Annotated in this window: 20 protein-coding genes and 4 pseudogenes; 12 read left to right on the forward strand and 12 right to left on the reverse strand. The window is 39.0% G+C overall.

The genetic code is table 11. The features are described from left to right. Positions 1-106 precede the first annotated feature (106 nt). A complete protein-coding gene (locus tag ACE1CA_RS08520) occupies positions 107-952 on the reverse strand; it encodes a hypothetical protein (protein ID WP_413277583.1) in 846 nt (281 codons plus the stop codon). Further along, the gene (locus tag ACE1CA_RS08525) at positions 943-2,052 is read right to left on the reverse strand and encodes an AAA family ATPase (protein ID WP_413277582.1); all 1,110 of its coding nucleotides are present in this window, start codon (positions 2,050-2,052) and stop codon (positions 943-945) included. The genes ACE1CA_RS08520 and ACE1CA_RS08525 overlap by 10 nt, the downstream gene beginning before the upstream one ends. Positions 2,053-2,135: 83 nt before the next feature. Here ACE1CA_RS08525 and ACE1CA_RS08530 point away from each other — a divergent pair. The 5 genes and pseudogenes from ACE1CA_RS08530 to ACE1CA_RS08550 form a co-directional block, all read left to right on the forward strand. Continuing rightward, a pseudogene (locus ACE1CA_RS08530) lies at positions 2,136-2,240 on the forward strand (type II toxin-antitoxin system RelE family toxin); the annotation flags it as partial. A 73-nt stretch (positions 2,241-2,313) separates the two neighbouring features. Further along, on the forward strand, positions 2,314-5,274 hold the full coding sequence (gene uvrA, locus ACE1CA_RS08535) for an excinuclease ABC subunit UvrA (protein WP_413277580.1): 2,961 nt from the start codon (positions 2,314-2,316) through the stop codon (positions 5,272-5,274). Positions 5,275-5,355: 81 nt separating this feature from the next. Then, on the forward strand, positions 5,356-5,700 hold the full coding sequence (locus ACE1CA_RS08540) for a hypothetical protein (protein WP_413277579.1): 345 nt from the start codon (positions 5,356-5,358) through the stop codon (positions 5,698-5,700). Between the two features lie 91 nt (positions 5,701-5,791). Continuing rightward, complete coding sequence (locus tag ACE1CA_RS08545; protein ID WP_413277578.1) at positions 5,792-6,970, forward strand: AAA family ATPase; 1,179 nt, start codon at positions 5,792-5,794, stop codon at positions 6,968-6,970. Beyond that, the gene (locus tag ACE1CA_RS08550; protein ID WP_413277577.1) at positions 6,964-7,584 is read left to right on the forward strand and encodes a DUF4276 family protein; all 621 of its coding nucleotides are present in this window, start codon (positions 6,964-6,966) and stop codon (positions 7,582-7,584) included. Before ACE1CA_RS08545 ends, ACE1CA_RS08550 begins: the two co-directional genes overlap by 7 nt. A gap of 246 nt (positions 7,585-7,830) precedes the next feature. Here the strand turns inward: ACE1CA_RS08550 and ACE1CA_RS08555 are convergent, their stop codons facing one another. After that, positions 7,831-8,076 carry a MafI2 family immunity protein gene (locus ACE1CA_RS08555; RefSeq protein ID WP_413277576.1) on the reverse strand — a complete coding sequence of 82 codons (246 nt, stop codon included), beginning with the start codon at positions 8,074-8,076 and terminating at the stop codon, positions 7,831-7,833. Positions 8,077-8,266: 190 nt separating this feature from the next. Between ACE1CA_RS08555 and ACE1CA_RS08560 the strand changes: the two genes are divergently transcribed. From ACE1CA_RS08560 to ACE1CA_RS08580, 5 genes and pseudogenes are all read left to right on the forward strand, one after another. Further along, positions 8,267-8,413: a hypothetical protein gene (locus ACE1CA_RS08560; protein ID WP_413277575.1), complete on the forward strand. Its 147-nt coding sequence runs from the start codon at positions 8,267-8,269 to the stop codon at positions 8,411-8,413. Positions 8,414-8,416: 3 nt separating this feature from the next. After that, a pseudogene (locus ACE1CA_RS08565) lies at positions 8,417-8,755 on the forward strand (transposase family protein); the annotation flags it as partial. Between the two features lie 62 nt (positions 8,756-8,817). Then, positions 8,818-9,930: an IS630 family transposase gene (locus ACE1CA_RS08570; protein WP_486517950.1), complete on the forward strand. Its 1,113-nt coding sequence runs from the start codon at positions 8,818-8,820 to the stop codon at positions 9,928-9,930. Positions 9,931-9,944: 14 nt separating this feature from the next. After that, positions 9,945-10,826 (forward strand): annotated as a pseudogene (locus tag ACE1CA_RS08575) (ISL3 family transposase); the annotation flags it as partial. 14 nt (positions 10,827-10,840) lie between these two features. After that, a pseudogene (locus ACE1CA_RS08580) lies at positions 10,841-11,137 on the forward strand (Uma2 family endonuclease); the annotation flags it as partial. 218 nt (positions 11,138-11,355) lie between these two features. Here the strand turns inward: ACE1CA_RS08580 and ACE1CA_RS08585 are convergent. From ACE1CA_RS08585 to ACE1CA_RS08620, 8 genes are all read right to left on the reverse strand, one after another. Next, complete coding sequence (locus tag ACE1CA_RS08585; RefSeq protein ID WP_413279145.1) at positions 11,356-13,284, reverse strand: Hsp70 family protein; 1,929 nt, start codon at positions 13,282-13,284, stop codon at positions 11,356-11,358. A gap of 24 nt (positions 13,285-13,308) precedes the next feature. After that, complete coding sequence (locus ACE1CA_RS08590) at positions 13,309-14,217, reverse strand: hypothetical protein (protein ID WP_413279146.1); 909 nt, start codon at positions 14,215-14,217, stop codon at positions 13,309-13,311. Between the two features lie 202 nt (positions 14,218-14,419). Further along, positions 14,420-15,331 carry a cation diffusion facilitator family transporter gene (locus ACE1CA_RS08595; RefSeq protein WP_413279147.1) on the reverse strand — a complete coding sequence of 304 codons (912 nt, stop codon included), beginning with the start codon at positions 15,329-15,331 and terminating at the stop codon, positions 14,420-14,422. A 90-nt stretch (positions 15,332-15,421) separates the two neighbouring features. Continuing rightward, positions 15,422-16,228, reverse strand: coding sequence for a pentapeptide repeat-containing protein (locus ACE1CA_RS08600; RefSeq protein ID WP_413279148.1), 807 nt, complete (start codon positions 16,226-16,228; stop codon positions 15,422-15,424). A gap of 14 nt (positions 16,229-16,242) precedes the next feature. Then, the gene (ccmP, locus tag ACE1CA_RS08605) at positions 16,243-16,881 is read right to left on the reverse strand and encodes a beta-carboxysome protein CcmP (RefSeq protein WP_193981257.1); all 639 of its coding nucleotides are present in this window, start codon (positions 16,879-16,881) and stop codon (positions 16,243-16,245) included. 430 nt (positions 16,882-17,311) lie between these two features. Beyond that, positions 17,312-17,794 (reverse strand): Hsp20/alpha crystallin family protein, encoded by a 483-nt coding sequence (locus ACE1CA_RS08610; protein ID WP_413279149.1) that lies wholly within the window; start codon positions 17,792-17,794, stop codon positions 17,312-17,314. Positions 17,795-18,437: 643 nt separating this feature from the next. Further along, on the reverse strand, positions 18,438-18,713 hold the full coding sequence (locus ACE1CA_RS08615) for a hypothetical protein (RefSeq protein ID WP_413279150.1): 276 nt from the start codon (positions 18,711-18,713) through the stop codon (positions 18,438-18,440). Positions 18,714-18,730: 17 nt separating this feature from the next. Continuing rightward, positions 18,731-19,402, reverse strand: coding sequence for a TetR/AcrR family transcriptional regulator (locus ACE1CA_RS08620; RefSeq protein ID WP_413279151.1), 672 nt, complete (start codon positions 19,400-19,402; stop codon positions 18,731-18,733). A 133-nt stretch (positions 19,403-19,535) separates the two neighbouring features. Between ACE1CA_RS08620 and ACE1CA_RS08625 the strand changes: the two genes are divergently transcribed. Next, a complete protein-coding gene (locus ACE1CA_RS08625; RefSeq protein WP_413279152.1) occupies positions 19,536-19,748 on the forward strand; it encodes a hypothetical protein in 213 nt (70 codons plus the stop codon). A gap of 68 nt (positions 19,749-19,816) precedes the next feature. Then, positions 19,817-20,509, forward strand: a complete 693-nt coding sequence (locus ACE1CA_RS08630; protein WP_413279153.1) for a Coq4 family protein — start codon at positions 19,817-19,819, stop codon at positions 20,507-20,509. Between the two features lie 41 nt (positions 20,510-20,550). Here ACE1CA_RS08630 and ACE1CA_RS08635 read toward each other — a convergent pair whose 3' ends face one another. Beyond that, the gene (locus ACE1CA_RS08635) at positions 20,551-21,459 is read right to left on the reverse strand and encodes an ATP adenylyltransferase family protein (RefSeq protein WP_486517719.1); all 909 of its coding nucleotides are present in this window, start codon (positions 21,457-21,459) and stop codon (positions 20,551-20,553) included. Positions 21,460-21,569: the final 110 nt, after the last annotated feature.

Here is a 21,569-nt window from a genome sequence, read left to right on the forward strand (position 1 = left end):
CGCAAGCCACTATTTCACTAGCATCAACTTCAAAAGCTCCGGTTTCGATGTCGATCGCGTAGCGTGCCGTAGGCAATCGCTACTATTTTGCCATAATTGCCAACTCTCAAGGACTAAAGTTCTGAACTACTTGTCTTAGCTGAGTCCACTCTGGAATCCAAGATGAAATGTCCTCAGTTGAGTTTTCAATTCCTTTGACAATTCGTTCTCGAAAAACGAAAGGTTCTCCCAATCCCCAACCTATTAATGCCGATCTCATTCCACAAAGTAAATCTTTGCCTGAGAAGAATGTCAGAAAGTTTTGAAACCTGACACCACCAACACGACAGACAGAAAGTAACTGCTCAAAGGAATTCAATACATCATCTTCTCGAATTATCTGAGCTTGCTCATATTGACGGACAACATCTGTGATGCCAACACGACAATCTGACTCAGCTAGGCGATCTGGAAATGGATGTTGACCTCCCATATTTCCCCAACAGTTATTAAGTGGTAAAAGCCGTTGACGAGAGAGAGATAATGCAATTCTAGCGGCAGTATAATCCGCGATATTTTTGGCTGATTCTTCGAGTGCGGTACGGTAGTCTTCAAGTGGCGGAGCTTTTGAACCAAGCGCACGCGATACAATTTCAGGATCGATTAAATAATTTTCAATCTCTTTTCTTTCCCAAGACCAGCCCACCTGAATATTCTGACTATGAACTCTCGCTAACCAATTCCGAGGAGAATTGACAGGTGGTGATACATCACTATCAAAATCTCTATCTTTAAGAGCAGCTACGACAGAACTAGGTAAAAGGTTTTCTTGTTTGATAAAGACAATCTGCCGATCAAGCCCATACTTACTTCCAGCAGGTTTGACAGTGCATATTCCAGACAAGATATTCAGTAAAACACGAATATCAGGACTATTTTTGCCTCCTTCACAATAAAGAATATTTACAGACACAGAGAACCTCCCGGAAGGCGGTAAGTCTCTTCTTCTCCAATCACATCATTTACAGCCTCAGAATGTGTTGTAAATATAAATTGGCAAGTAGGAGCGATTTTAGGAAGTTGATTAACTAAGAGTTGGGCTGCTGGTGGGTGTAGGTTTAGATCAATTTCATCAACTAAAACAATAGAATATGCTATTTGCTGTCTAACAATCTCATAGAGCATTGGAAAAACTGCTTGTTCCCCTGCTGACATTTCAACAATGTCATAAGTTCTATGTCCATCGTTAAGTGTGAAGTATGTATTCATTTCTGTCGGCGAGTCATTACTAGGCTGATACTCAACCCCATGAAATGAGCGTTCAGGAAAAACTTTTGTATAAAGGTTTTGAAGTTGACTGAGATAATCATCAGACGCATTTCTATGTGAATTTCTTCTCCTTTGATCCCACTCGATTAAATATTGACGCAAACGCCCTACACCTAAGTCAAATGGAATGCTAGAAGTATGATCTGTTTGTCCATCTCCGCTGCTTTCTCGAATTGGATTTGAACCAAGATTACGAAACTGGTCAAACCAGAAAACACTGGGAAGTCTGGAAAATTCAGAACGTGCTGAAGGATCGGTTTTCAGCAGTCTTTTTGCATAATAACGACCTTGGAACTGAGAGCGCTCTTCAAGTTTATTTTCATCTCCAACCTTCCAATACTCTCCATTCAGAGTTAGTCTGACCAAACGGCTGTTGCCCGGTTCAACAAAATCACGGGGACGGAATTCAAATGGTTGTGATTCATACCATTTTCTAGCTACTAACCGCGTTGCTTCAAGTTCCTCATCTTCAAAAGATATTTCTAACTCTATCTGTGGAGAACCTCCTATCCAAAATCGACCAGCTAAAAAACCTACCCAGTCAAATTCAGATACCGCTTGAATTTGTTTGGTAGCTAAAGCTAGTGGCAAAGCTATTGCCTGAAGAAGTGTTGTTTTACCTGTACCATTGTCTCCCAGAATTAGGAAGCGATTAGTGACTTCTTGAAGAGTCTTATTTTTGAAAGAAACCTCAAGATTATCAAAGCGTTTAAACTTTTGAACTGTAATAGATTCTACTTTCATAAAATACTTATTGCTACAAGCACGGCTCTATCTAAGTTTTACACAAACTTAAGATCTTGAGAGATAGTACGTCAGTGTAATTGTTTAAGCTAAGAGTTGGAGATTATCGAGTAGTTTATACCTTCAGCACGGAATCAAGAATTATTACTATTCATAGAATTGGGCATCGCAGCGAAATTTATGGTTAATTGAGGAGCGCCCCCCGCACCCAAAAATCCCGACAGCGTTAAAATCGTTAAGCAACATTACGCTCTGTCTCTCATGTCCCACGCTGCCAACACCCAAAACGGTCATCTTTCTACGGGAATAAATCTGAATAATCTGAGTTCGATTCGCATTCGGGGTGCGAGGCAGCACAATCTGAAAAATATCGATTTGGAGTTGCCGCGCGATCGCCTAATCGTTTTCACTGGCGTTTCCGGTTCCGGCAAATCTTCCCTCGCGTTCGATACGATTTTCGCGGAAGGGCAACGGCGTTATGTGGAATCTCTCAGTGCTTATGCACGTCAATTTCTGGGACAATTGGATAAGCCGGATGTGGATGCGATTGAAGGTCTTAGTCCTGCAATCTCTATCGATCAAAAATCAACTTCGCACAACCCGCGTTCGACGGTGGGAACGGTGACGGAGATTTATGATTATCTCAGGTTGTTGTTTGGTCGGGCGGGTGAACCTCATTGTCCGATTTGCGATCGCTCCATTTCTCCCCAGACTATTGACCAGATGTGCGATCGCATTCTCGACCTTCCCGATGGCACTCGTTTTCAAATACTCGCGCCTGTTGTGCGGGGAAAAAAGGGTACTCACCGCAAGCTACTTTCTAGTTTAATTTCCGAAGGATTTGCGCGAGTTCGGGTAAATAATGAGGTCAGACAGCTTGATGAAAATATCGAGTTAGATAAAAATTATACTCACACTATTGAAATTGTCGTTGACAGGTTAGTGAAAAAACCTGGAATTCAAGAGCGTTTAACCGATTCTCTGGCGACTTGCTTGCGTCATTCCAGTGGAATTGCGGTTATTGAGATATTAAATGATACATCGGGTAGGGTATCCGCGTCGCGGGAAAACAATATGTATAACTTAAATGATACCACAAACCCGGTGAATTCCTATCAGGAACAACCGCAAGAATTGGTATTTTCGGAAAACTTTGCTTGTCCCGAACATGGGGCGGTGATGGAAGAATTATCGCCAAGATTGTTTTCTTTTAATTCGCCTTATGGCGCTTGTCCGCATTGTCATGGTTTGGGGAGTTTGCGAACTTTTGCGCCGGAGTTGTTGATACCTGACCCGGAGGCGGATTTGATTTCGGCGATCGCACCTTGGGCGGATAAGGAAGATTCATATTACACAGTTTTATTGCAGAGTGTCGCTAAAGCGCACGGGTTTAAAATTTATACTCCTTGGAATCAGTTAACGCCGGAACAACAACAGATCATTTTGTACGGTTCCGACAAGGCGATTTGGATGGAAAACCGCGATGATTTCCGCAGTTTTAAAGGGGTAATTCCGATTTTGCAAAGGCAGTACGATGAGACAGGTTCGGAATTGCAAAAGCAGAAGTTGGAACCTTATTTAATTGACCAACCTTGCGAAGTTTGTCAGGGGAAAAGGTTAAAACCGGAAGCTTTGGCGGTGAGGTTAGGGCAATATCGAATTCTGGATTTAACGGGAGTGTCGATCGCCATTTGCAAAGAACGAATCAACAGTTTAAAATTGAGCGAAAGACAAACTCAAATCGCCGACTTAGTTCTGAGAGAAATTCGCGCCCGGTTGCAATTTTTATTAGATGTCGGGTTGGATTATCTGACTTTAGATCGTCCAGCAATGACGCTTTCGGGAGGAGAAGCGCAACGGATTCGCCTAGCAACTCAAATCGGTTCGGGATTAACCGGAGTTCTCTACGTTTTAGATGAACCAAGCATCGGTTTGCATCAAAGAGATAACAGCAGATTGTTGAAAACTCTCACCAAACTCCGGGATTTGGGAAACACTTTAATCGTTGTCGAACATGACGAAGAAACGATTCGCGCCGCAGATCATATTATAGATATCGGACCCGGTGCGGGAATTCATGGAGGGAGGATTGTTTCCCAAGGAAATTTAGAGAGTTTGTTGGCAGCAGAAGAGTCTTTGACTGGCGCTTATTTGTCGGGAAAACGAGTGATTGAAACTCCCGCAACTCGCAGAGAAGGTAATGGGAAAAGTTTAATTCTGAAAAACTGCCATCGCAACAACCTTAAATATATAGATGTAGAAATTCCGTTAGGAAAACTCGTTTGCGTCACGGGTGTTTCTGGTTCGGGAAAATCTACTTTAATCAATGAGTTGCTTTATCCAAGTTTGCAACATCATCTCACCAAAAAAGTACCTTTACCAAAAGAGATGGATGGAATTAAAGGGTTGAATGCGATCGATAAAGCAATCATCATCGACCAATCTCCGATCGGCAGAACTCCCCGTTCCAACCCCGCAACTTACACGGGAGTTTTCGATGCGATTCGAGAAATCTTTTCCCAAACAATTGAAGCCAAAGCCAGAGGTTATAAACCCGGACAATTTTCCTTCAATGTGAAAGGTGGCAGATGTGAAGCTTGCGGAGGTCAAGGGGTAAATGTAATTGAAATGAATTTTCTGCCGGATGTTTACGTGCAATGTGAGGTTTGCAAAGGCGATCGCTACAACCGAGAAACTTTGCAAGTTAAATATAAAGGTTATTCGATCGCAGACGTTCTGAATATGACGATCGAAGAAGCTTTAGAGGTATTTAAAAACATCCCCAAAGCGGTGACTCGCTTGCAAACTTTAGTCGATGTCGGTTTAGGTTACATCCGTTTAGGACAATCTGCACCCACCCTTTCAGGAGGGGAAGCGCAAAGAGTAAAATTAGCTTCCGAACTTTCGCGCCGTGCGACAGGAAAAACTCTTTATTTAATCGATGAACCTACTACTGGTTTATCGTTTTATGACGTTCACAAATTGTTGGATGTTTTGCAAAGATTGGTAGATAAAGGCAATTCAATTTTGGTAATTGAACATAATTTAGATGTAATTCGTTGCGCCGATTGGGTAATTGATTTAGGCCCGGAAGGTGGCGATAAAGGCGGGGAAATTATTGTTGTGGGAACGCCGGAATTGGTGGGAGAGTGCGATCGGTCTTATACGGGGCAGTATTTGAAAGAAGTGTTGTTACAACATCCGCCAAAGGAAACTACATAGCTGAATATATAATCAAAAAAATCAAATCAATTTTCTGCTAGACTATAAATTATGACATCGGAAAAATAAAGGAATGCGATTATGTATGAATATGTTATTGATCTCGTTGTTCCTGTTATACCCACAACTGTAGAACCAGGTAGTGAGGAATATCAAACTTGGGAAATTGCAAAATTCAACTTTGACCCTTGCCTACAAATTGGTGATGAGGTTTTGATAAGTAATCTCAAGATAGGCAATCAGCAAGATGAACCTTTTAATTTTATGGTGGGAGTTATAAAACGCGAAAAAGAAATATTAGTTGCTAAAAAACCAGAGGAATCTATTTTTAGAACATTAATTACAGTAGAAGTAAAAGATAAAGACGAATTTCCAAGATTTATTGAAATTATGAAAAGATATAATCCAGATGCCTTTAAAAACTAAGCAGGCATTCTTGGAATACAAGCGATGTCACTCAATAATTAAGCACCGAGAACAGCCATTATAATATTACAGATTGTAATAAAAGGATGAGATGGAAGGTAAAAGACTTATCCGTACCCTGCAAATAAAAAACTTCCTATCCTATGGAAGTGAGGGTGAAACAATTGAACTACAACCTCTAAATATTTTGATTGGCCCGAACGCATCTGGCAAGTCGAATTTAATCGAAGCAATTGGAATCCTAAAGGCAACACCTATCGATTTAACTACCCCTATTCGGAAAGGAGGAGGTATCAGCGATTTCCTTTGGAAAGGTACAAAGGACATTCCGACTGCTGAAATTGAAGCTACTTTAAATAACTCTGGAAGTATGCCAATACGTTATCGGATTGGTTTCACTGTAGTAGGTCAAAGATTGGAACTTGTAGACGAAGCGATCGAGAATGAAAAACCTCATCCAGGCGAAAGAGATGTCTATTTTTACTACCGCTATCAAAGTGGTTATCCAGTTTTAAATGTAAAAGCTACATCTGAAAGTTTACGTCGTCTTCGCCGAGAAGATCTTATCCCAGATCAGTCTGTTTTGTCTCAAAGAAAAGACCCAGATCAATATCCAGAACTCACTTATGTTGGCAATCAATTTTCCAGCATTGCTTTATATAGAGACTGGCATATAGGACGAGATTCAGACCCCAGAATGCCTCAAAAATCTGACTTACCCGAACATCCTCTCCTAGAAGATGGAAGTAACCTTGGACTTGTTTTAAATAACTTACAACACCAACTGGGAACAAGACAAATTATAGAGAAACTAAAGAAGTTTTACGATGCAGCAGAAGAACTTACAACTAAGATTTATGGCGGGACAGTTCAAATATTTATTCGTGAAGAAGGTCTAAGTCAACCAATTCCTGCAACCCGTTTATCAGATGGAACACTTCGTTATTTATTCTTAATGGCTTTACTGCTAGATCCAACTCCACCACCACTTATTTGTATTGAAGAACCGGAGATAGGTTTACATCCAGATATTCTACCCACAATTGCTGAAATGTTAATCGAAGCATCTCAAAGAACACAATTAATTGTTACCACTCATTCTGATGCTTTGGTTTCTGCACTTAATCCTGAGTCAGTAATGGTATGCGATCGAGACGATAAGGGAAGCCATTTGCGTCCTCTTGATCCCAATCAACTGAAAAAATGGCTAGAAAACTATACTCTGGGAGATCTTTGGCGAATGGGTGAAATCGGAGGAAACCGATGGTAAAGGAAATCCGCATTTACATAGAAGGTGGTGGAGATTCAAAGAATACAAAAGCTTCGCTACGCAAAGGATTTAGCACTTTTCTGAAAAAGCTAGTTGAGATTGCACGAAGTAAGGGAATTAGCTGGAACATTATTATGTGTGGATCTCGTAATAGTGCTTTCAACGACTTTCAATATGCGTTGTCAGATCATCCAGATGCCTTTAATGTACTATTAGTAGATGCGGAAGCGCCTGTAAAAAAAACGCCTTGGGAGCATTTGAAGTTTAGAGATAATTGGGATTCACCAGGAGTGGATGACGATCATTGCTATTTAATGGTGCAAGCAATGGAAGCATGGTTTATTGCTGACATTGATACTCTAAAGAATTATTATGGTCAGGGTTTTAAAGAAAATAGCATTCCCAAAAATTCCAATGTGGAGAATATTGATAAAGATAGCTTGGAGCCAAGTTTGAAAGCAGCTACCTGTGATACATCTAAGGGTGAATACCAAAAAATCCAACACGCCTCCCAGCTTTTAGAGAGGTTGGATGCTGCTAAGATATGCAAGGCATCTCCTAATTGCAAACGCCTCTTTACAACCCTTGCTCTAATTATGGGGGAAACAATCTGAAAAGTTCAGATGTAAGATCGTAAATATGAGCGATCGCACTTTGGCTATGTGCGAGATTGGAAGTGCGATCGCAAGTTAAACTAAACTACAGAACTATTTCCCAAACATTTTTCTATTTATGACCAACTTATTAGAAATTGAAGCAGCAATTAAACAGCTTCCAGAAAACGATGTTCGCCAATTGGCAACTTGGCTACAAAACTATTTGAATGATTTGTGCGATCGCAAATCACCCTAAACCACCTTTCACAACTTCTGATTTTTTTCAATTTCGCCATTTTCTAGCATATTTTCACTTCTGCGATATACCCAGGCATCAAGTGATTTCATTTGCTTTAGTGCATCATAACGAAGCGGAGATAACTTGATTTCAAACTCTGGAAAATCAGCCATTACTTCTGTCTCAACACATGACATAGCTTCTCGATCTTCCTCAGATATAAAACCATCAAAAAAACACAAAATATTGATACTTTTGTCATTCCATCCCACCGTTACACCGCGAAGTGCTGGTGAAACTTCTTAGGTAATATCGCCAGTCAAGCTAAACTATAGCAATTCCTACTTAAGTCAGGTACAGTAAAACCCTTGATTAATAAGCAATTAAGCTCGTAGAGCCGTACCTCATCGGAGCGAGAAACGCTATAAACTACAGAAGTAATCTCCTAAGTATTTTGTATTTATGAGCAATTTACTAGCAACAGTTTCACCGTCAGAAATTACTCCTTTGGTGTTGCAAATGTCTCCCGCTATTGAAATGACAGACGAACAATTTTGGTTCTTCCGTACTTACTGTGCTAAATTATTAGAGAAGTGCCAAGAGACGTAGGATATGAAGAATAGATTATTGACTAAGTTGCTAAATTTACCAGGAGTTATAGTAGAAGAGAGTCAAGAAACAGAAGATACATTAATTTTATTTGTAAAATCGAAGAATAAAACAGCTGTTTGTCCGCGTTGTGGTCAAATAAGTCGTCGATTGCATCAAAATCAAAGGTATTTAGTAAAAGATTTGCCACTGAGTAATAGAGAGGTAATTCTCAGTGTAAATCGCCGCCGATTTAAGTGTGAAAATTGCCAAAAACCTTTTAGCGAAAGCTTAGATTTTGTGCCAAAAAAGAAAAGTTTTACACATAGATATGCAGAAACTATCACTCAACAAGTAGTGCATAAGCTGTTAATCATTTAAATAGGGTAAAATGGAAAAGTCAACCGAGCAAAATGAGTCAGGAAATGCCAGCAAAGAATCATCTGAGCTTAGAACAAGTAGAGAAGCTACAAAAAGCCCTAAAAGAAGAAGAAAATGGAAACATTAGAGAAAGAATTCTGATGTTACTGTTGCTAAATGATGGAAAAACTCAAGCTAAAATAGCGGAATTTCTGGGCTGTTCAATAAATAAAGTATCTTATTGGTGCGTACATGGAGATCCAGATAATCTAGAAAGCCTAGTCGATGAAAGGATGAAGGGTAATCATCAAAAAGCTACAGATAAATATAGAGAAATATTATTAGAGACAGTAGATAAAGAACCCAAAGAATTAGGATACGAATTTGGCAGATGGACGGCACAAAGGTTAGCAACATATTTAGCAGAAACGACAGGAATAAAATTAAGTGGGTCGCAAGTTAGGAGAATATTAGAGCAAAAAAAGTTCGTTTACCTCTGGGCGAAGTACAGCTTAGAGGGAAAGCGAGAGCCGGAAAAAAGAAAAGAATTTAAAAAGAAGATAACCGAATATTTAAAAATAGAAAAAGAGAATCCAGAACGTTTACAAGTATGGTTTTGGGACGAAAGCGGTTTTAGTTTAAGCGTGATAAAAAGAAAGAATTGGTGTAAAAAAGGTAGCCGAAAAGAGGTGAGAGGAGATCGAAGAAAGGGTCGGATTAATGTAATGGGAGGGCTGAGGTATTCCGACAAGAAAAGGTTTGTGGAATTTCTGGATAAAAGCAATTCAGAAAGTTTTTATCAAGTGCTAAAACTGTTTTATCAAGAATTGATTGGTGAATGGGTAGCTGCTGGCAATGAAGCCGATGAATTTGCTGAAAAAGGAGCCAAAATAGTGATAATTCTCGACAATGCTAGTTTTCATAAAAAGGCAGAATATCTCCAGAAAGTTGCCGCTGAAATGCCCAATATTCATTTAGAGTTTCTCCCGAAATATAGCCCGGATTATAACTTAATTGAATTAGTTTGGCATTCAACAAAAGAATTTATTGCTAATCGACTATTTAAATCAATCGAAGAATTAGAATATTTATTACATCAACTTTTAAATGAAGGACAGTTAATTATTAAATGGGAGCGAAAACTTAAAAATAAAGGTAATGCTCTTATCCCTGTTTAAATGCTTAACAGCTTAGTGACATTAAAAATGTCGCTAATAACAATGGATTAACTGCTGAAGAAGTAGAGTCGATGGTGATTTATTTTACTAAATCTATGCTACCTATTGACCTGAGCAATTTACGATATTTAGGAATAGATGAAATTAGTTTGGTTAAAGGGCAAGGCAAGTTTATCGTAGTTTTAGTAGACTTAGAAACCCATAAGTTAATCGGGTTAGTGCCAGCACGAAAGCAGGTAGAAATTGAGAAAGTTATGCGGCAATGGGGCGAAAAAGTTTTGGCACAAATAGAAGAAGTAAGTATAGATATGACCGGAAATTATAAATCCTTAATTCACAAAATCTGCCCCAATGCAGAAGTAACAGTAGACAGATTTCATGTGGTAAAAATGGTTCATGAAGAATTAAATCAAGCTAGAATTGACCAAAAGAGAACCGCAGAAGAATTAAATGTTAAAGCCAGAGCTAAGTTATTTGGCAGCTTAAAAGGCAGCAAATACATATTACTAAAAGCTGAAAATAAATTATCTCCCAAGCAAAAAGAAAAATTAGAGCAAGTAAAAGGAGCTTCACCTTTAGTTGAAATAATGCACTCATTAAAGGAAGAATTACATCAAATATTTGAAGAAAGTGAAAATTTGGGAGAGGGAACATTAAAGTTAATGGACTGGTTAGCGATAGCGCAAAATTATTATCGAAAAAGCGCCGCTACAATCAAGCGGTGGTTCGCCGAGATAGTCGGATATTTTGAGAATCGCACAACTAACGGAATAGTGGAAGGTATTAATAATAAATTGAAATTGCTCAAACGTTGTGGATTTGGTTTTAGGAATTTCCGTAATTTTGAATTAAGAGCTTTATTATTCTGGCACTTCCCTAATAATTTAGCACAGTAAGTACGGAAGAACCGATCAAACTGGAAAAATGGCAAAGTCTCACCGCCGAACAACAGCAAAATTTTGCCCCTATTTGTCCAGATTTTATCGTTGAGTTACGTTCCCCCAGTGACAACTTACAAACTCTCAAAGATAAGTTGCAAGAATATATAGATAATGGTACATCTCTTGGTTTATTAATCGATCGCAAAAACCGTCAAGTTTACATTTATCGCCCTAATTCAGAAATTGAATGTTTAAACAATCCTACTACTATTAATTGCCAACCAGTTTTACCAGGATTCATTTTAGATTTATCAACTATATGGTAAAACTTTTTATCATGTCTGTTTGATTAAGTAAGGCTTGCTGAAAAAAAGGTGAAAAGGCGACAGAGTAAGGAGGCTTCAACCCACCTTCCAAGCCAGATCTAATGTGAGTCAAAGATTCAGGACTTACGCCACTAAATATGGTGGGATGGTGCTAAATAAATCTTCACCCAAAAAAGTAGAGACGTTGTATACAACGTCTCTACTTTCATTTTGAAAAACTATTGAATCAAAATCACTGCTTCTTCTGCTTTGGCATACAAAGCTTTTTTCAACTGTTGCACAACTTTGTTAATCAAATCATCAAAAGCACCTTGATTTTCTAACATTTTCTTTCGCAAGTTTTCTGATAAATCGGGTTTCATTTCTTTACACATTTGGTCAATCTTTTTCTCACCAACGGCAAAGAAACGAATCCAACCAGGAATGTCTAATTTTGTTCTGAGAATTTCTTCCAATCTTTCCCGATTTAATCGCACTCCTTCGCCCAAAATTGCTGCCCCATAAACTAACAAAATGGGTAAAATAAAGTGTCCGGTTAGTATTAAGGTTAGCAGACTTCCAACAGTACCTCCAGCAATAATTAAGTTGATGATAAAGCTGACTACAACTGATAAGATATCGTCGCCCAAGTTCAGGTTTGGATTAACTATCGCTGGATCGATTCCTTCTTCAAAACGTAAGCTGCTTTTAGAGATTTGATATCTTTGACAAATGGGGTCGGTTTCTGTGGCTAAGTCGGGTTGAATTTTGCGATTAAACCAAGTGACACATTGAGCATTTATGATTTGCTGGGCGCGATCGCTTTTTAACCACTGTTCCGCCCGTTTTTCCATTTCCGTTTGCACATCTGCCAAAGTACGAATTTTGTTACTTTGCCAATCTTTTAAAACTGGTTTAACTGCATTTTCAATTAACGCATCAGCCAAAGGTTGATTTAACAAAGTAATTAAATCAGGAATATGTTTAGAAATCAACTCTTTAAGTGTTGGAGACTCACATAATTTGTTGAGTTCTTCTTTAAATCCAGCGGCGCGTAAATCCCATCTTCCCACACGAGATAAACCCAGCGCAATACATCTTTCAGGTTCAGGATCTGGGCGAACATTTGTGTCAGGTTCGGGGAAGATTTCCGCGCAAATATCGCGAGTAAATTTCATCCGTGAAGCGCCACCAGTCATTAACACAACTTTCGGAATAATTCCCTGATTTGCTAACTCTTGTTTCGCTTCTATTACCGCTTCCCGAAAAGCTTGCGCCCAACTTTTATTATTCAATTCTGGCAAAGGTTGATTGATGATTTCCGCCATAATCTCTTTATTCACTTGGGGGATAAAGTGAATTTGCGGAGTGATGAATTCAAAACCTCTGGCAAATGCGCCAGAGTTGCTGTATAGCTGTTCGTTGGAAAAGTAATCTTCTTTGACTTTGCGACATTGAATTTCACAGCGATATTTGTGATGAGGATATTCTTCAAATACTTCTTTTAGAAATTGTCCTTCCTCATGTTCCGCCAAAGTTCTGGCTAAAATTGCTCTGTCAATTAAGGATGCGCCTAAAGTATTTTGTCCGAAATCTAAGGGCATTTCATACAAGCTTTTAACCAGAGTAAAGTCGGTAGTTGAGGAACCAATATCAACGATTAAAACTGTTGATTTTAATTCATTAAATCCTAACTTTCCGCCTTCTTTTGCTTGCATGAAAGCTGCACGAGATTCAGGCACAACTGAAATTAAAGGTATGCCTGATTCTTTCAGTAAAGTTTGGTATTCTTGCCGTTCAGTTGGCGACCAACCTGAAGGACAACCGATGTAAAATTGGCTGTTTTCTCCGCCTTCAATTTGTTTGCTTTCTTTCAACAAATTGTAGTAAGCTTCGACAAAACTCCGCATGGTTTTGCGATAGTTAGGCGAGTTGTTAGGTTTTTCTTTGAAGCCAATTTGTAAGCGATCGACACCAGCTTGAATTAAGGCTTGATCTCCCACTAAAACGCCTAATTCTGGATGCCAACCGATAGCAGTTATTTGGATTTTTTTGTTGTTAACTTCCAGCATATCTGGAGTTTCGATGCTGTCTACTTTAGCCTTGGCTAAGGCTGTTTCGCCATGTCCTAAATCAAATCCGATCGTTTCTGTCACTTGTGTATTCATTTCAGTTAAAACCTACCGTAAAATTTAGTTTTCTGCTGCTTTGTTCATTGGTTCAATGACTCTACCTCGCCGGAGTAATTTATCGCCTTTCAACAAAGCAGGAGTTAAGGTGACGTATTCTTTGGAATTGCGATCGATACTCGGTTCAAAGTCAAAATATTCTCGCGGACTCTGCGGATCATTTAGTTTATAATTCTGCACCAAAATTCCTTGATCCATCAAAATTTGCGGCACCATTTTGCTAATTTCCAATGCCATATAAGGATTACCTAAAAATGATGCCCCCCAAAGTTTTTGCAAGAAATCTAACATTTCTGGCATTTCTTGTATCCCACCAGTACCAACAGGTTGATTTGTTACCGAAACTTGGGCGACTGCGCGATCGATCGTACTCAGAATATCCGCCAAATTATCCAAGAAAAACTTGCTATCTACCTGAATACTTGGTTGTAAAGCTGCCAAAGATTGACTTAAATCAACATTATCTTGCTTACCACTTTTATCCAGTTGTAATGCTACTTCCAATCCTGCAAGAACTGTTACCAGCAAAATTGGCATCCACACACCTGGGGTATCATCAATTAAGGAAAATAGAGAAGTGAAAATACCGACACCGATCGGTATTTGGAGTACTTTTAGTAATAGCTTATTGGGGGAAGTTTTTTTGGTGCGATCGATAATTTGCTGAATATTTTGCTGAATCAAAGTCGCCTCATCAGCAGTCGAAAGAGTACCAATAGACTGACGCAGCGTATCCAAAAAAAACTTCACCAAGCGTACCTGAGAAACACTCAGTTCGCCAATGTAATTTTTTTCCAGATTATCAATTTTGGTTTGTACCAGCTGAACCACTTGCTTCATGCTGGTTGCTTTATCAATCTCCGTTTCCAGTTCGCCACGTTCTTTACTAAAAAGCGTAAATAATGTTTGCATTTTAACAACCAAATTTCAGTGTTTTCTAAACCAATCAATCTTTGTAATATAAATACCTTATTTTTCCACTTCACTATCAAATATTATATAAAATTTAATTCTTCTCTTCTATTTTATGCTGATAACTTGCTCAACCAACAATGAGTAAATTCCCACCTAAAACTATTAACTTTGGTTCGGAAAGCCACACTAGTTAATTCCCCTAATTACTTACAGTCCGGTCTAAATTTTGGTCGTTCCAAGAAGTAGGATCTTCCACAGGTTCTAAATGGGTAAATACGTAAGTTCCCGGAAGCGCTTTAATAATAGCTAACTCAATTTCCTCGCACAAAGCATGACCTTGCTTTACAGTCCATTCCCCTGGAACTAAAACATGAAAAGAAACAAACCGACGTGCCCCAGCAACTCTAGTTCGCAAAGCATGAAACTGAATATTTTGATTATCATATTTAGTTAGGATATTATTAATAACTTGTTGTTCCTCTTTAGGCAATCCAGTATCTAAAATTCCATCTCCAGTTTCGTGTAAAAGCTTTATTCCTGCCCAAACAATATTGATAGCTACCACGAAAGCAATTAGGGGATCGAGAATTAACCAACCTGTCACAGGTACAGCAATTAAAGCTATTACTACACCTACCGAAGTCCAAACATCAGTTAATAAGTGATGACCATCTGCTTTGAGAGTAATTGAGCGCAAGCTTTTTCCAGCACGTAACAACACAATAGCAACTATTCCATTAATAATAGATGCTACCAAAGATAATGCTAATCCTATTCCTATTTCTTCTAATTCTTGGGGATATAAAAGACGATCCCAGGCGGCTACAGCGATCGTAATTGCAGCAACTAAAATTAACGCACCTTCCACACCGCTAGAAAAATATTCGGCTTTAAAATGCCCGTAAGGGTGTTTTTCATCTGGTGGTTTAGCAGCATAACTTACTGCCCAAAATGCCACTAAAGCGGCAACTAAATTAACACAAGATTCTGCTGCATCTGATAATAATCCTACTGAACCTGTGAGGAAATATGCGCCAGCTTTTAAAGCAATGGTAGCTAAAGCGGCTCCAATAGAGATTAAAGTGTAGAAACGGGGAGATTTTTTGCTCATAGCAACTGCTCATGACTGCTCGTACTTGAAAGTTTACCTAAAATTGAGCAAAAGTTCATTAATTTTTAAAACTTTGAAACTAAAAAAATTCTATTGATGAACTGAACCATCTGGCATAATTGCACCTTCAAGATTAGCACCAGTGAGAATTGCTTTATCAAGGTTAGCACCTCGTAAATTTGCGCCTCGTAAATTAGCACCAGTAAAGTTAACTTTGCTTAAATTAGTCCATCTTAAATCTACATTGCTCAGTTCACAAAAGCTCATATTGGCGCGAAAAAGGTAAGCACCGCTTAAATGAGCTTGACTTAAATTCGCTTCGTGAAACTCAGCTTTATAGAGGTAAGCATCAATTAATTCTGCTTCATAAAGGTTAGCTTTACTGAAGTCAGAACTAATTAAATTAGCAGTTCTTAAATTTGCGTCTCTGAGATTAGCTCTCCTTAGTTTTGCACCACTTAAATCAGCAGCTTTTAAATTTGCTTCGCTTAAATCTGCTCCAATTAAATTAGCATTACTTAAATCAGCACTTTTGAGATTAGCTTTGCTCAGGTTAGCACCGATTAAATTAGCATCAATTAATTCTGCTTCTTTGAGATTAGCTGCACTGAGATTAGCTAGACTGAGATTTGTATTACTCAAATTGGCTTTAACTAGTAAAGCTGCCTGAAGGTTAGCACTACTCAAATTAGCGTTGCTGAGGTTAACTGCTGGCAGTAAACTATTACTTAGGTCTGCTTTATTGAGATTAACTCCTTGTAAATCAGCATCCAATAAGTTCAATCCTGATAGGAAAGCTTCGCTAAGGTCTGGTTCAATTTTGGGGTGGTTTTTTCGCCATTCGCTCCATTTAAGTTTGTTGGCTTTAATTAAATTGAAATGTTCTATATTTGCCATGCTTAAATTCTCCTTTATTCTTTCCGCGCACTAGGATTTTCTCGACCCATCACACTAGAGATTGCTGTTAATGCTCCGTCAGCTGCGGCTAAAATGTCCTGTTCTGCTCCTCCTAAATATAAGCGTCCAAAACTGCCAACTGCATTAATTTCTAAAATATTAATTGCGGCGGATTTTTCCGCTTCATTCGCTGCTAATGCTGCATAAGCTGCGGGTTCAACTTCTAATACATAAAGGGTTTGTCCTGCTAATAGTAATTGTCCACGTCGAGTGCGGTTAATTAATTGTGTTTGGTGCGCGTCAATGTTGCGGATAATTTGACTGGAAACTACTCGCGGTTTAATACATTCTTCCCGTCGTACTCCTAAAGTGTCTAATATTGCTCTTCCCGCTGCTTTGGTTTCCCCTTGTTTGCTAGAATGAATTTCTAAAAGTCCATAAAGTCGTTCTACTACTTGTACTCCCGGACGTACTGAAGCGGATTTTAAGGCAACATCAGTAATCCGATTAATTTCGATTCCGGGTGAAATTTCAATCCACAATGATGCGTCTCCTGGTAATGGTAAAAATCCCAGCGCCACTGTTCCAATGTATGCGGCGTGCTGTGGTTGCAATCGATCTAAATATACGTAACTGCGTAGTTCTATACCCAAAGTTTTCTTTTTACCCCCAAATAATTAACTGATTTTTGGTTTTACCAACCAGGAATTATGTCAACCAGATCTAAGTTTGCCAGAAAATTTAATTGATTAATCGAATTTGGGGAAATTTTCCAGCGATCGTAAAATGAGGATGGTAAAAAGAGCGATCGCTAACCAACCATTACCTATGTCAACATTAAGTAGTCACGGGAGCTAGTCGGGGTGGAGGTCGTGGTATTGCTTTAGCACTCGGAACAGCAGGCGCAACAGTTCATGCTACCGGACGCAGTACCAAAAGATATAAGTCCAACCTCCTCATATCTTCTTTCTCTTCTCTTCGCGTCTTCGCGTCTTCGCGGTTCAAAAAAAATATCACCCCTGTTACCCAGAGGTGATACTGATTACTTATTCAGCTAATGATGTACCAAACGGAAACAATTTATTACTTAGTTTCATCAGTATTTGTTTCAGTGTTGGTTGTATCTTCGTTACCAGCTAAATTGACTTTAAATACACGGTTTTTTGCTTCTTCTACCTTTGGTAAAGTCAGGGTAAGAATACCGTTGGCGAAGTTAGCTTCAACTTTATCATTTTGTACAGCTACAGGCAAACTAACTACTCTTTCAAATTTGCCATAGCGGAATTCAGAACGGAAGTAACCTTTGTTTTCGGCTTTATTTTCGTAGCGATGTTCGCCACGAATTACAACTGCATCCCGCAAAACGCTGATGTCTAAATCTTTGGCTTCTACTCCTGGAATTTCAGCTTTTAGTGTTAAGTTATCGCCGTTGTCTTGCAATTCAACTCCTGGCTTCCAAATAGCGTTTTCTGTTGGTGTAAGTCCAGCAAAGTCGTCGATTATTTTATCTAATTGACGGTGGATAGCTTCAACTTCAATGAAAGGACTCCATCTAATAATAGCCATGACTACTTCTCCTTGTTTTCCTTAGCTGTTGTTTGTTTAGCGTGTTGATTTACATTTTTATAATGTCTCAGCTAAGAATTATTGTTTATGGTGAGAACCGAAGAATAATAGTAGAAGTCTCCACATTTTTCCCTATTTACTATATTGAGAAATCAAAGGTGTAAGAACCCTACTAAATTTTAGGGTCTTCCTCACTACCTAAATTTTGTAAATAATGGATAATAATTACTGGGTCTGCAACGGTTTCGACAATTTGCCGAAAGCAGTTCGACTCTGCACAGAACCCTTTTTTATCGCTCTGAATTCTAAAATTTATGTTAAAAATGCTCTTGTTGATATACACCTAAATCTTCAGTCGAATGTTTTCTAGCATACAGCTAGATAAGGCTTAGTAAAGCTAGACTGAAACTAAGCCACTCCAACAAAAAACTAGCAATCAGTTGAGTGAATTATGCTGACATTTTTAATGATTTTTGGGCCAATGACTTTAGCGATCGTCTATGTGTTATGGAGTGAAAAACAAATGAGTGGGAAGGTATAAAAATTCTCTACCTATCCCTCAATGTTAACACAAAATTTACTGGTGACAAACCCTGAGCAATCAAATATGAGTGCGATCGCTTTCCCCGTCAATTACACAAATTTATGTGTATCCTTTGTCCTCAAACATCTCCTCACAGCAAACTTGGGTAACACCTTTTAAACCCAAGCTTTCTAAGTGAGAGATCCATCGATCGGCACTATCATTGATTTGCAAAATTCCCAAAATTTCTGCAACATCTGCTACCTCTGGAATTGTGGAAATTTTAAACCCTTGCCAATCCGCATCTATACACAACCAATCGGGAAGCTTTTGTCGATCGAAGTTTTTGGAACTTTTCCATTCGGCGCGGAAGCAATAAATTTTACCTTTTGACATGGCGCTACAAATTTAAATTAGTTTGATTCTGTGACGGTGGAATGAGTTGCGGAAGGTAGATAATTTTGCAGATAGCTTAAGGTTAATTTTTTCGTTTCTGCGACTAAACGTTGCCGAAAGTTTTCTTCTTGACTGAGAGATAACCACAAAAAATTGCCGATCGCTTTCACCACCACAAAGGCGATTACCTCATAACCTTCAGAGTCCAACTCTAAAGAATATTGTTTTAGAGAAGTTGCTAAATCCTGAATCAGTCGAGCATCAGCAGCATCTTCAATCAGATCCAGTTCCGGCATTGTCCCCTGCACTTCCATGAAAATGGCGTGATAGCCAGGACGAGCGGTAAAAAATTGCGCTGTCGTGTCAATAATCCGATCTACAAAGGTAACTAAAGGCAGCGTTCCCGTTTCATCCCCACTAAGGTCTAAATTTGTCAAGCATTGATGGAGTTCTTCCGTGTAGCGCACAGCTAATGCTTGGAGAATTGCCGCTTTGTCAGGGAAAAACTGGTACAGCGATCCAATCGGGACTTTGGCATGACTGGCGATCGCGTTCGTTGTCGTCGCATTGTAACCCTGCGTAATAAACATTTCTTCCGCTACATCTAAAATCTGGTTCACCCGTTCCTGACTCCTCGCCTGTCGCGGTTGTCTTCTCATTCCAGACGGTTTTGAGGAATTGATAGCCATTGAATTTACTAACCCTCGCTAAATACATGAGCAATTCTCAGATTTCCCCTTGACAAAACATGAGGGTTGCTCATATCTTAGAGAAAGATGAGTGATGCTCATATTTTACCTCGAATTGAGACAGGAGTTAATCATGAGTTCTTGCTACCTGATTCAATGCAGTTATATCGGTTTTCGATTTCTGCGCTTCAAGTTATCTCCCTGGATCGTTTTAGCGATCGCACCATTCAAACTGGTTTTTTCGTCGGGTGTGCAACGCATTCACGAAGAGATCCGCTACCTGAGTGCGCTTAGCAAGATTGATTTTGTTGGTGTTTATGGACTTTTAAACGATTTGCTCTGGTAAATCGGTAATTTGTAACTTCGATTGTATTCATGCCATTGTTCCTTTTTAGTTATTTGGAGATTTCGATCATGCAACTGATGAATTTTAAAGCCAATCAACTAGTTGATGCAGAAATTCAACAAAAAAATCATTTTCAAATGCTGGTAATTTTCAAGTCATTTTTTTCCATGCTGACGGGCGAATCTAGTTTGGAAGCAGTCGGTGAAATGAGTGACGCATTAGTGGAAACACCAGCATTCCATCTAGCAGCGGAATATTTAAAACGCGATCGAGCTTGTGCGGCGTTGATTCGCGATCGCTACATTCCCGCACCTCACGATCTCGACAAATTACTCACCTATCCTGAAAATTCTTTAGGCTACATCTACGCCGCAACAATAAAAGAAACGGGATTCGATCCTAACCTTCATGCCGGAATGACTGCGGAAACTGATGCTAAATATGTGGAACTGCGGCTAAGTCAAACCCATGATATCTGGCATATTATCACTGGATTTGATACATCAGTAATTGGTGAAATCGGTTTACAAGCTTTTCATTTGTCCCAATTTCCCTATCCTCTAGCAACCATGTTAGTAGCAAACAGTTTAATGTCCAGTACGCTGCTCGATCCCGAACAATTACCTCAATTATTGGAAGCGATCGCCCAAGGATGGCAAATGGGAAAAACCGCCAAACCTTTATTTGCTCAAAAGTGGGAAGAAGGATGGGATAAACCTCTTTCTCAATGGCAAGCAGAGTTAAACATTCAACCTGTGTAAAAGCTTCACAGATCCCCGACTTGTTGAAGAAGTCGGGGATCTCACCCTATTTTCCTAGCAACTGCGGTTAAAATATTTAAAGGGCCAGTTTCTAAAAGTAATTGTTTTTGTTCTTGATTTCGCACTAATAAAGCGCCAGCAAAACCTAAAGAATTAACAGAAATGCCTTGAAAAACTTCTTGCGATCGCGGTACAACCATCATCCATTTTCTAGTTGCTAATAAATTATAAGCACCGTTCGGGCGATCGCCAATATTTTCCACATCATCTAACAAACCCACCGCTTTCTGCAAATTCAAATAACATTTTAAAGTCATTTCTGCTGCTAAATCAGGGGAATCGATCCAACTGCGATCGAATTTAGCTATAGCATGAACAAAAGGTAAATCAGGACTCTTTCCGATGCCATCCTCAAATTTAGCGGTTTTTAGTAGAGGTGCGATCGGAATCTCCTCTCCATCATCAGTCAATGGCAAAGGAACTAACTGCAAATGCTTGTGTCGTTGACTAGCTCCCGCTAAACTTCCAGAATTATAAAAAGCCAAACCATCAATTTCTGCCAAAGCTAACCACATCGCCTGAAAATCTGCCAAATCTAACCAAATTTCCTGTTCGGCAAAAGCACGAGTAACTATTAACAAATGATGCTCCACCACATTAAACTTATTGAGCAAGCATACATGAGTCTCGGAAATATCCATCACAAACAAATCCTTCTCATAAGGTAAAAAAGGATTAAAGTTTTTATCAGTTTTCCCAGAAGATTTAGCCGCATCTTTCCGTACCAAATTAGCTAAAATCCGCACCAAAAACCGAACACCACCCTGTTCCACAAACTCATAATGAGTAGGAATACTTTGCAATGCACCGCACTTGAGAGCATATTCAGTCTGTTCAACCAAGCGCCTCCACAAAACGCTAGACTCCTGCATTGACTTTACTTCCTTCATAGTTAATTATGTTACTTCAGTAAATTCATGTATTAGAAAATACATTAAGTGACAAAACTTATATTTTTACTTTACCCAACTTTTATAAATTTGCTTTAAAATGGTAGAGT

Origin of the sequence: Floridaenema evergladense BLCC-F167 (assembly GCF_041929205.2) — a bacterium.
Classification (GTDB): Bacteria; Cyanobacteriota; Cyanobacteriia; order Cyanobacteriales; family Aerosakkonemataceae; genus Floridanema; species Floridanema evergladense.

What these genes read in the sequence shown, in the direction of transcription:
- ACE1CA_RS08525 (WP_413277582.1), bottom strand. Translation starts at nt 2,052, where the DNA reads ATGAAAGTAGAATCTATTACAGTTCAAAAGTTTAAACGCTTTGATAAT.
- ACE1CA_RS08560 (WP_413277575.1), top strand. Translation starts at nt 8,267, where the DNA reads ATGAGCAATTTACTAGCAACAGTTTCACCGTCAGAAATTACTCCTTTG.
- ACE1CA_RS08615 (WP_413279150.1), bottom strand. Translation starts at nt 18,713, where the DNA reads ATGTCAAAAGGTAAAATTTATTGCTTCCGCGCCGAATGGAAAAGTTCC.
- ACE1CA_RS08545 (WP_413277578.1), top strand. Translation starts at nt 5,792, where the DNA reads ATGGAAGGTAAAAGACTTATCCGTACCCTGCAAATAAAAAACTTCCTA.
- ACE1CA_RS08595 (WP_413279147.1), bottom strand. Translation starts at nt 15,331, where the DNA reads ATGAGCAAAAAATCTCCCCGTTTCTACACTTTAATCTCTATTGGAGCC.
- ACE1CA_RS08600 (WP_413279148.1), bottom strand. Translation starts at nt 16,228, where the DNA reads ATGGCAAATATAGAACATTTCAATTTAATTAAAGCCAACAAACTTAAA.
- ACE1CA_RS08630 (WP_413279153.1), top strand. Translation starts at nt 19,817, where the DNA reads ATGCAACTGATGAATTTTAAAGCCAATCAACTAGTTGATGCAGAAATT.
- ACE1CA_RS08585 (WP_413279145.1), bottom strand. Translation starts at nt 13,284, where the DNA reads ATGAATACACAAGTGACAGAAACGATCGGATTTGATTTAGGACATGGC.
- ACE1CA_RS08625 (WP_413279152.1), top strand. Translation starts at nt 19,536, where the DNA reads ATGAGTTCTTGCTACCTGATTCAATGCAGTTATATCGGTTTTCGATTT.
- uvrA (WP_413277580.1), top strand. Translation starts at nt 2,314, where the DNA reads ATGTCCCACGCTGCCAACACCCAAAACGGTCATCTTTCTACGGGAATA.
- ACE1CA_RS08635 (WP_486517719.1), bottom strand. Translation starts at nt 21,459, where the DNA reads ATGAAGGAAGTAAAGTCAATGCAGGAGTCTAGCGTTTTGTGGAGGCGC.
- ACE1CA_RS08590 (WP_413279146.1), bottom strand. Translation starts at nt 14,217, where the DNA reads ATGCAAACATTATTTACGCTTTTTAGTAAAGAACGTGGCGAACTGGAA.
- ACE1CA_RS08540 (WP_413277579.1), top strand. Translation starts at nt 5,356, where the DNA reads ATGTATGAATATGTTATTGATCTCGTTGTTCCTGTTATACCCACAACT.
- ACE1CA_RS08610 (WP_413279149.1), bottom strand. Translation starts at nt 17,794, where the DNA reads ATGGCTATTATTAGATGGAGTCCTTTCATTGAAGTTGAAGCTATCCAC.
- ACE1CA_RS08570 (WP_486517950.1), top strand. Translation starts at nt 8,818, where the DNA reads ATGCCAGCAAAGAATCATCTGAGCTTAGAACAAGTAGAGAAGCTACAA.
- ACE1CA_RS08550 (WP_413277577.1), top strand. Translation starts at nt 6,964, where the DNA reads ATGGTAAAGGAAATCCGCATTTACATAGAAGGTGGTGGAGATTCAAAG.
- ACE1CA_RS08620 (WP_413279151.1), bottom strand. Translation starts at nt 19,402, where the DNA reads ATGGCTATCAATTCCTCAAAACCGTCTGGAATGAGAAGACAACCGCGA.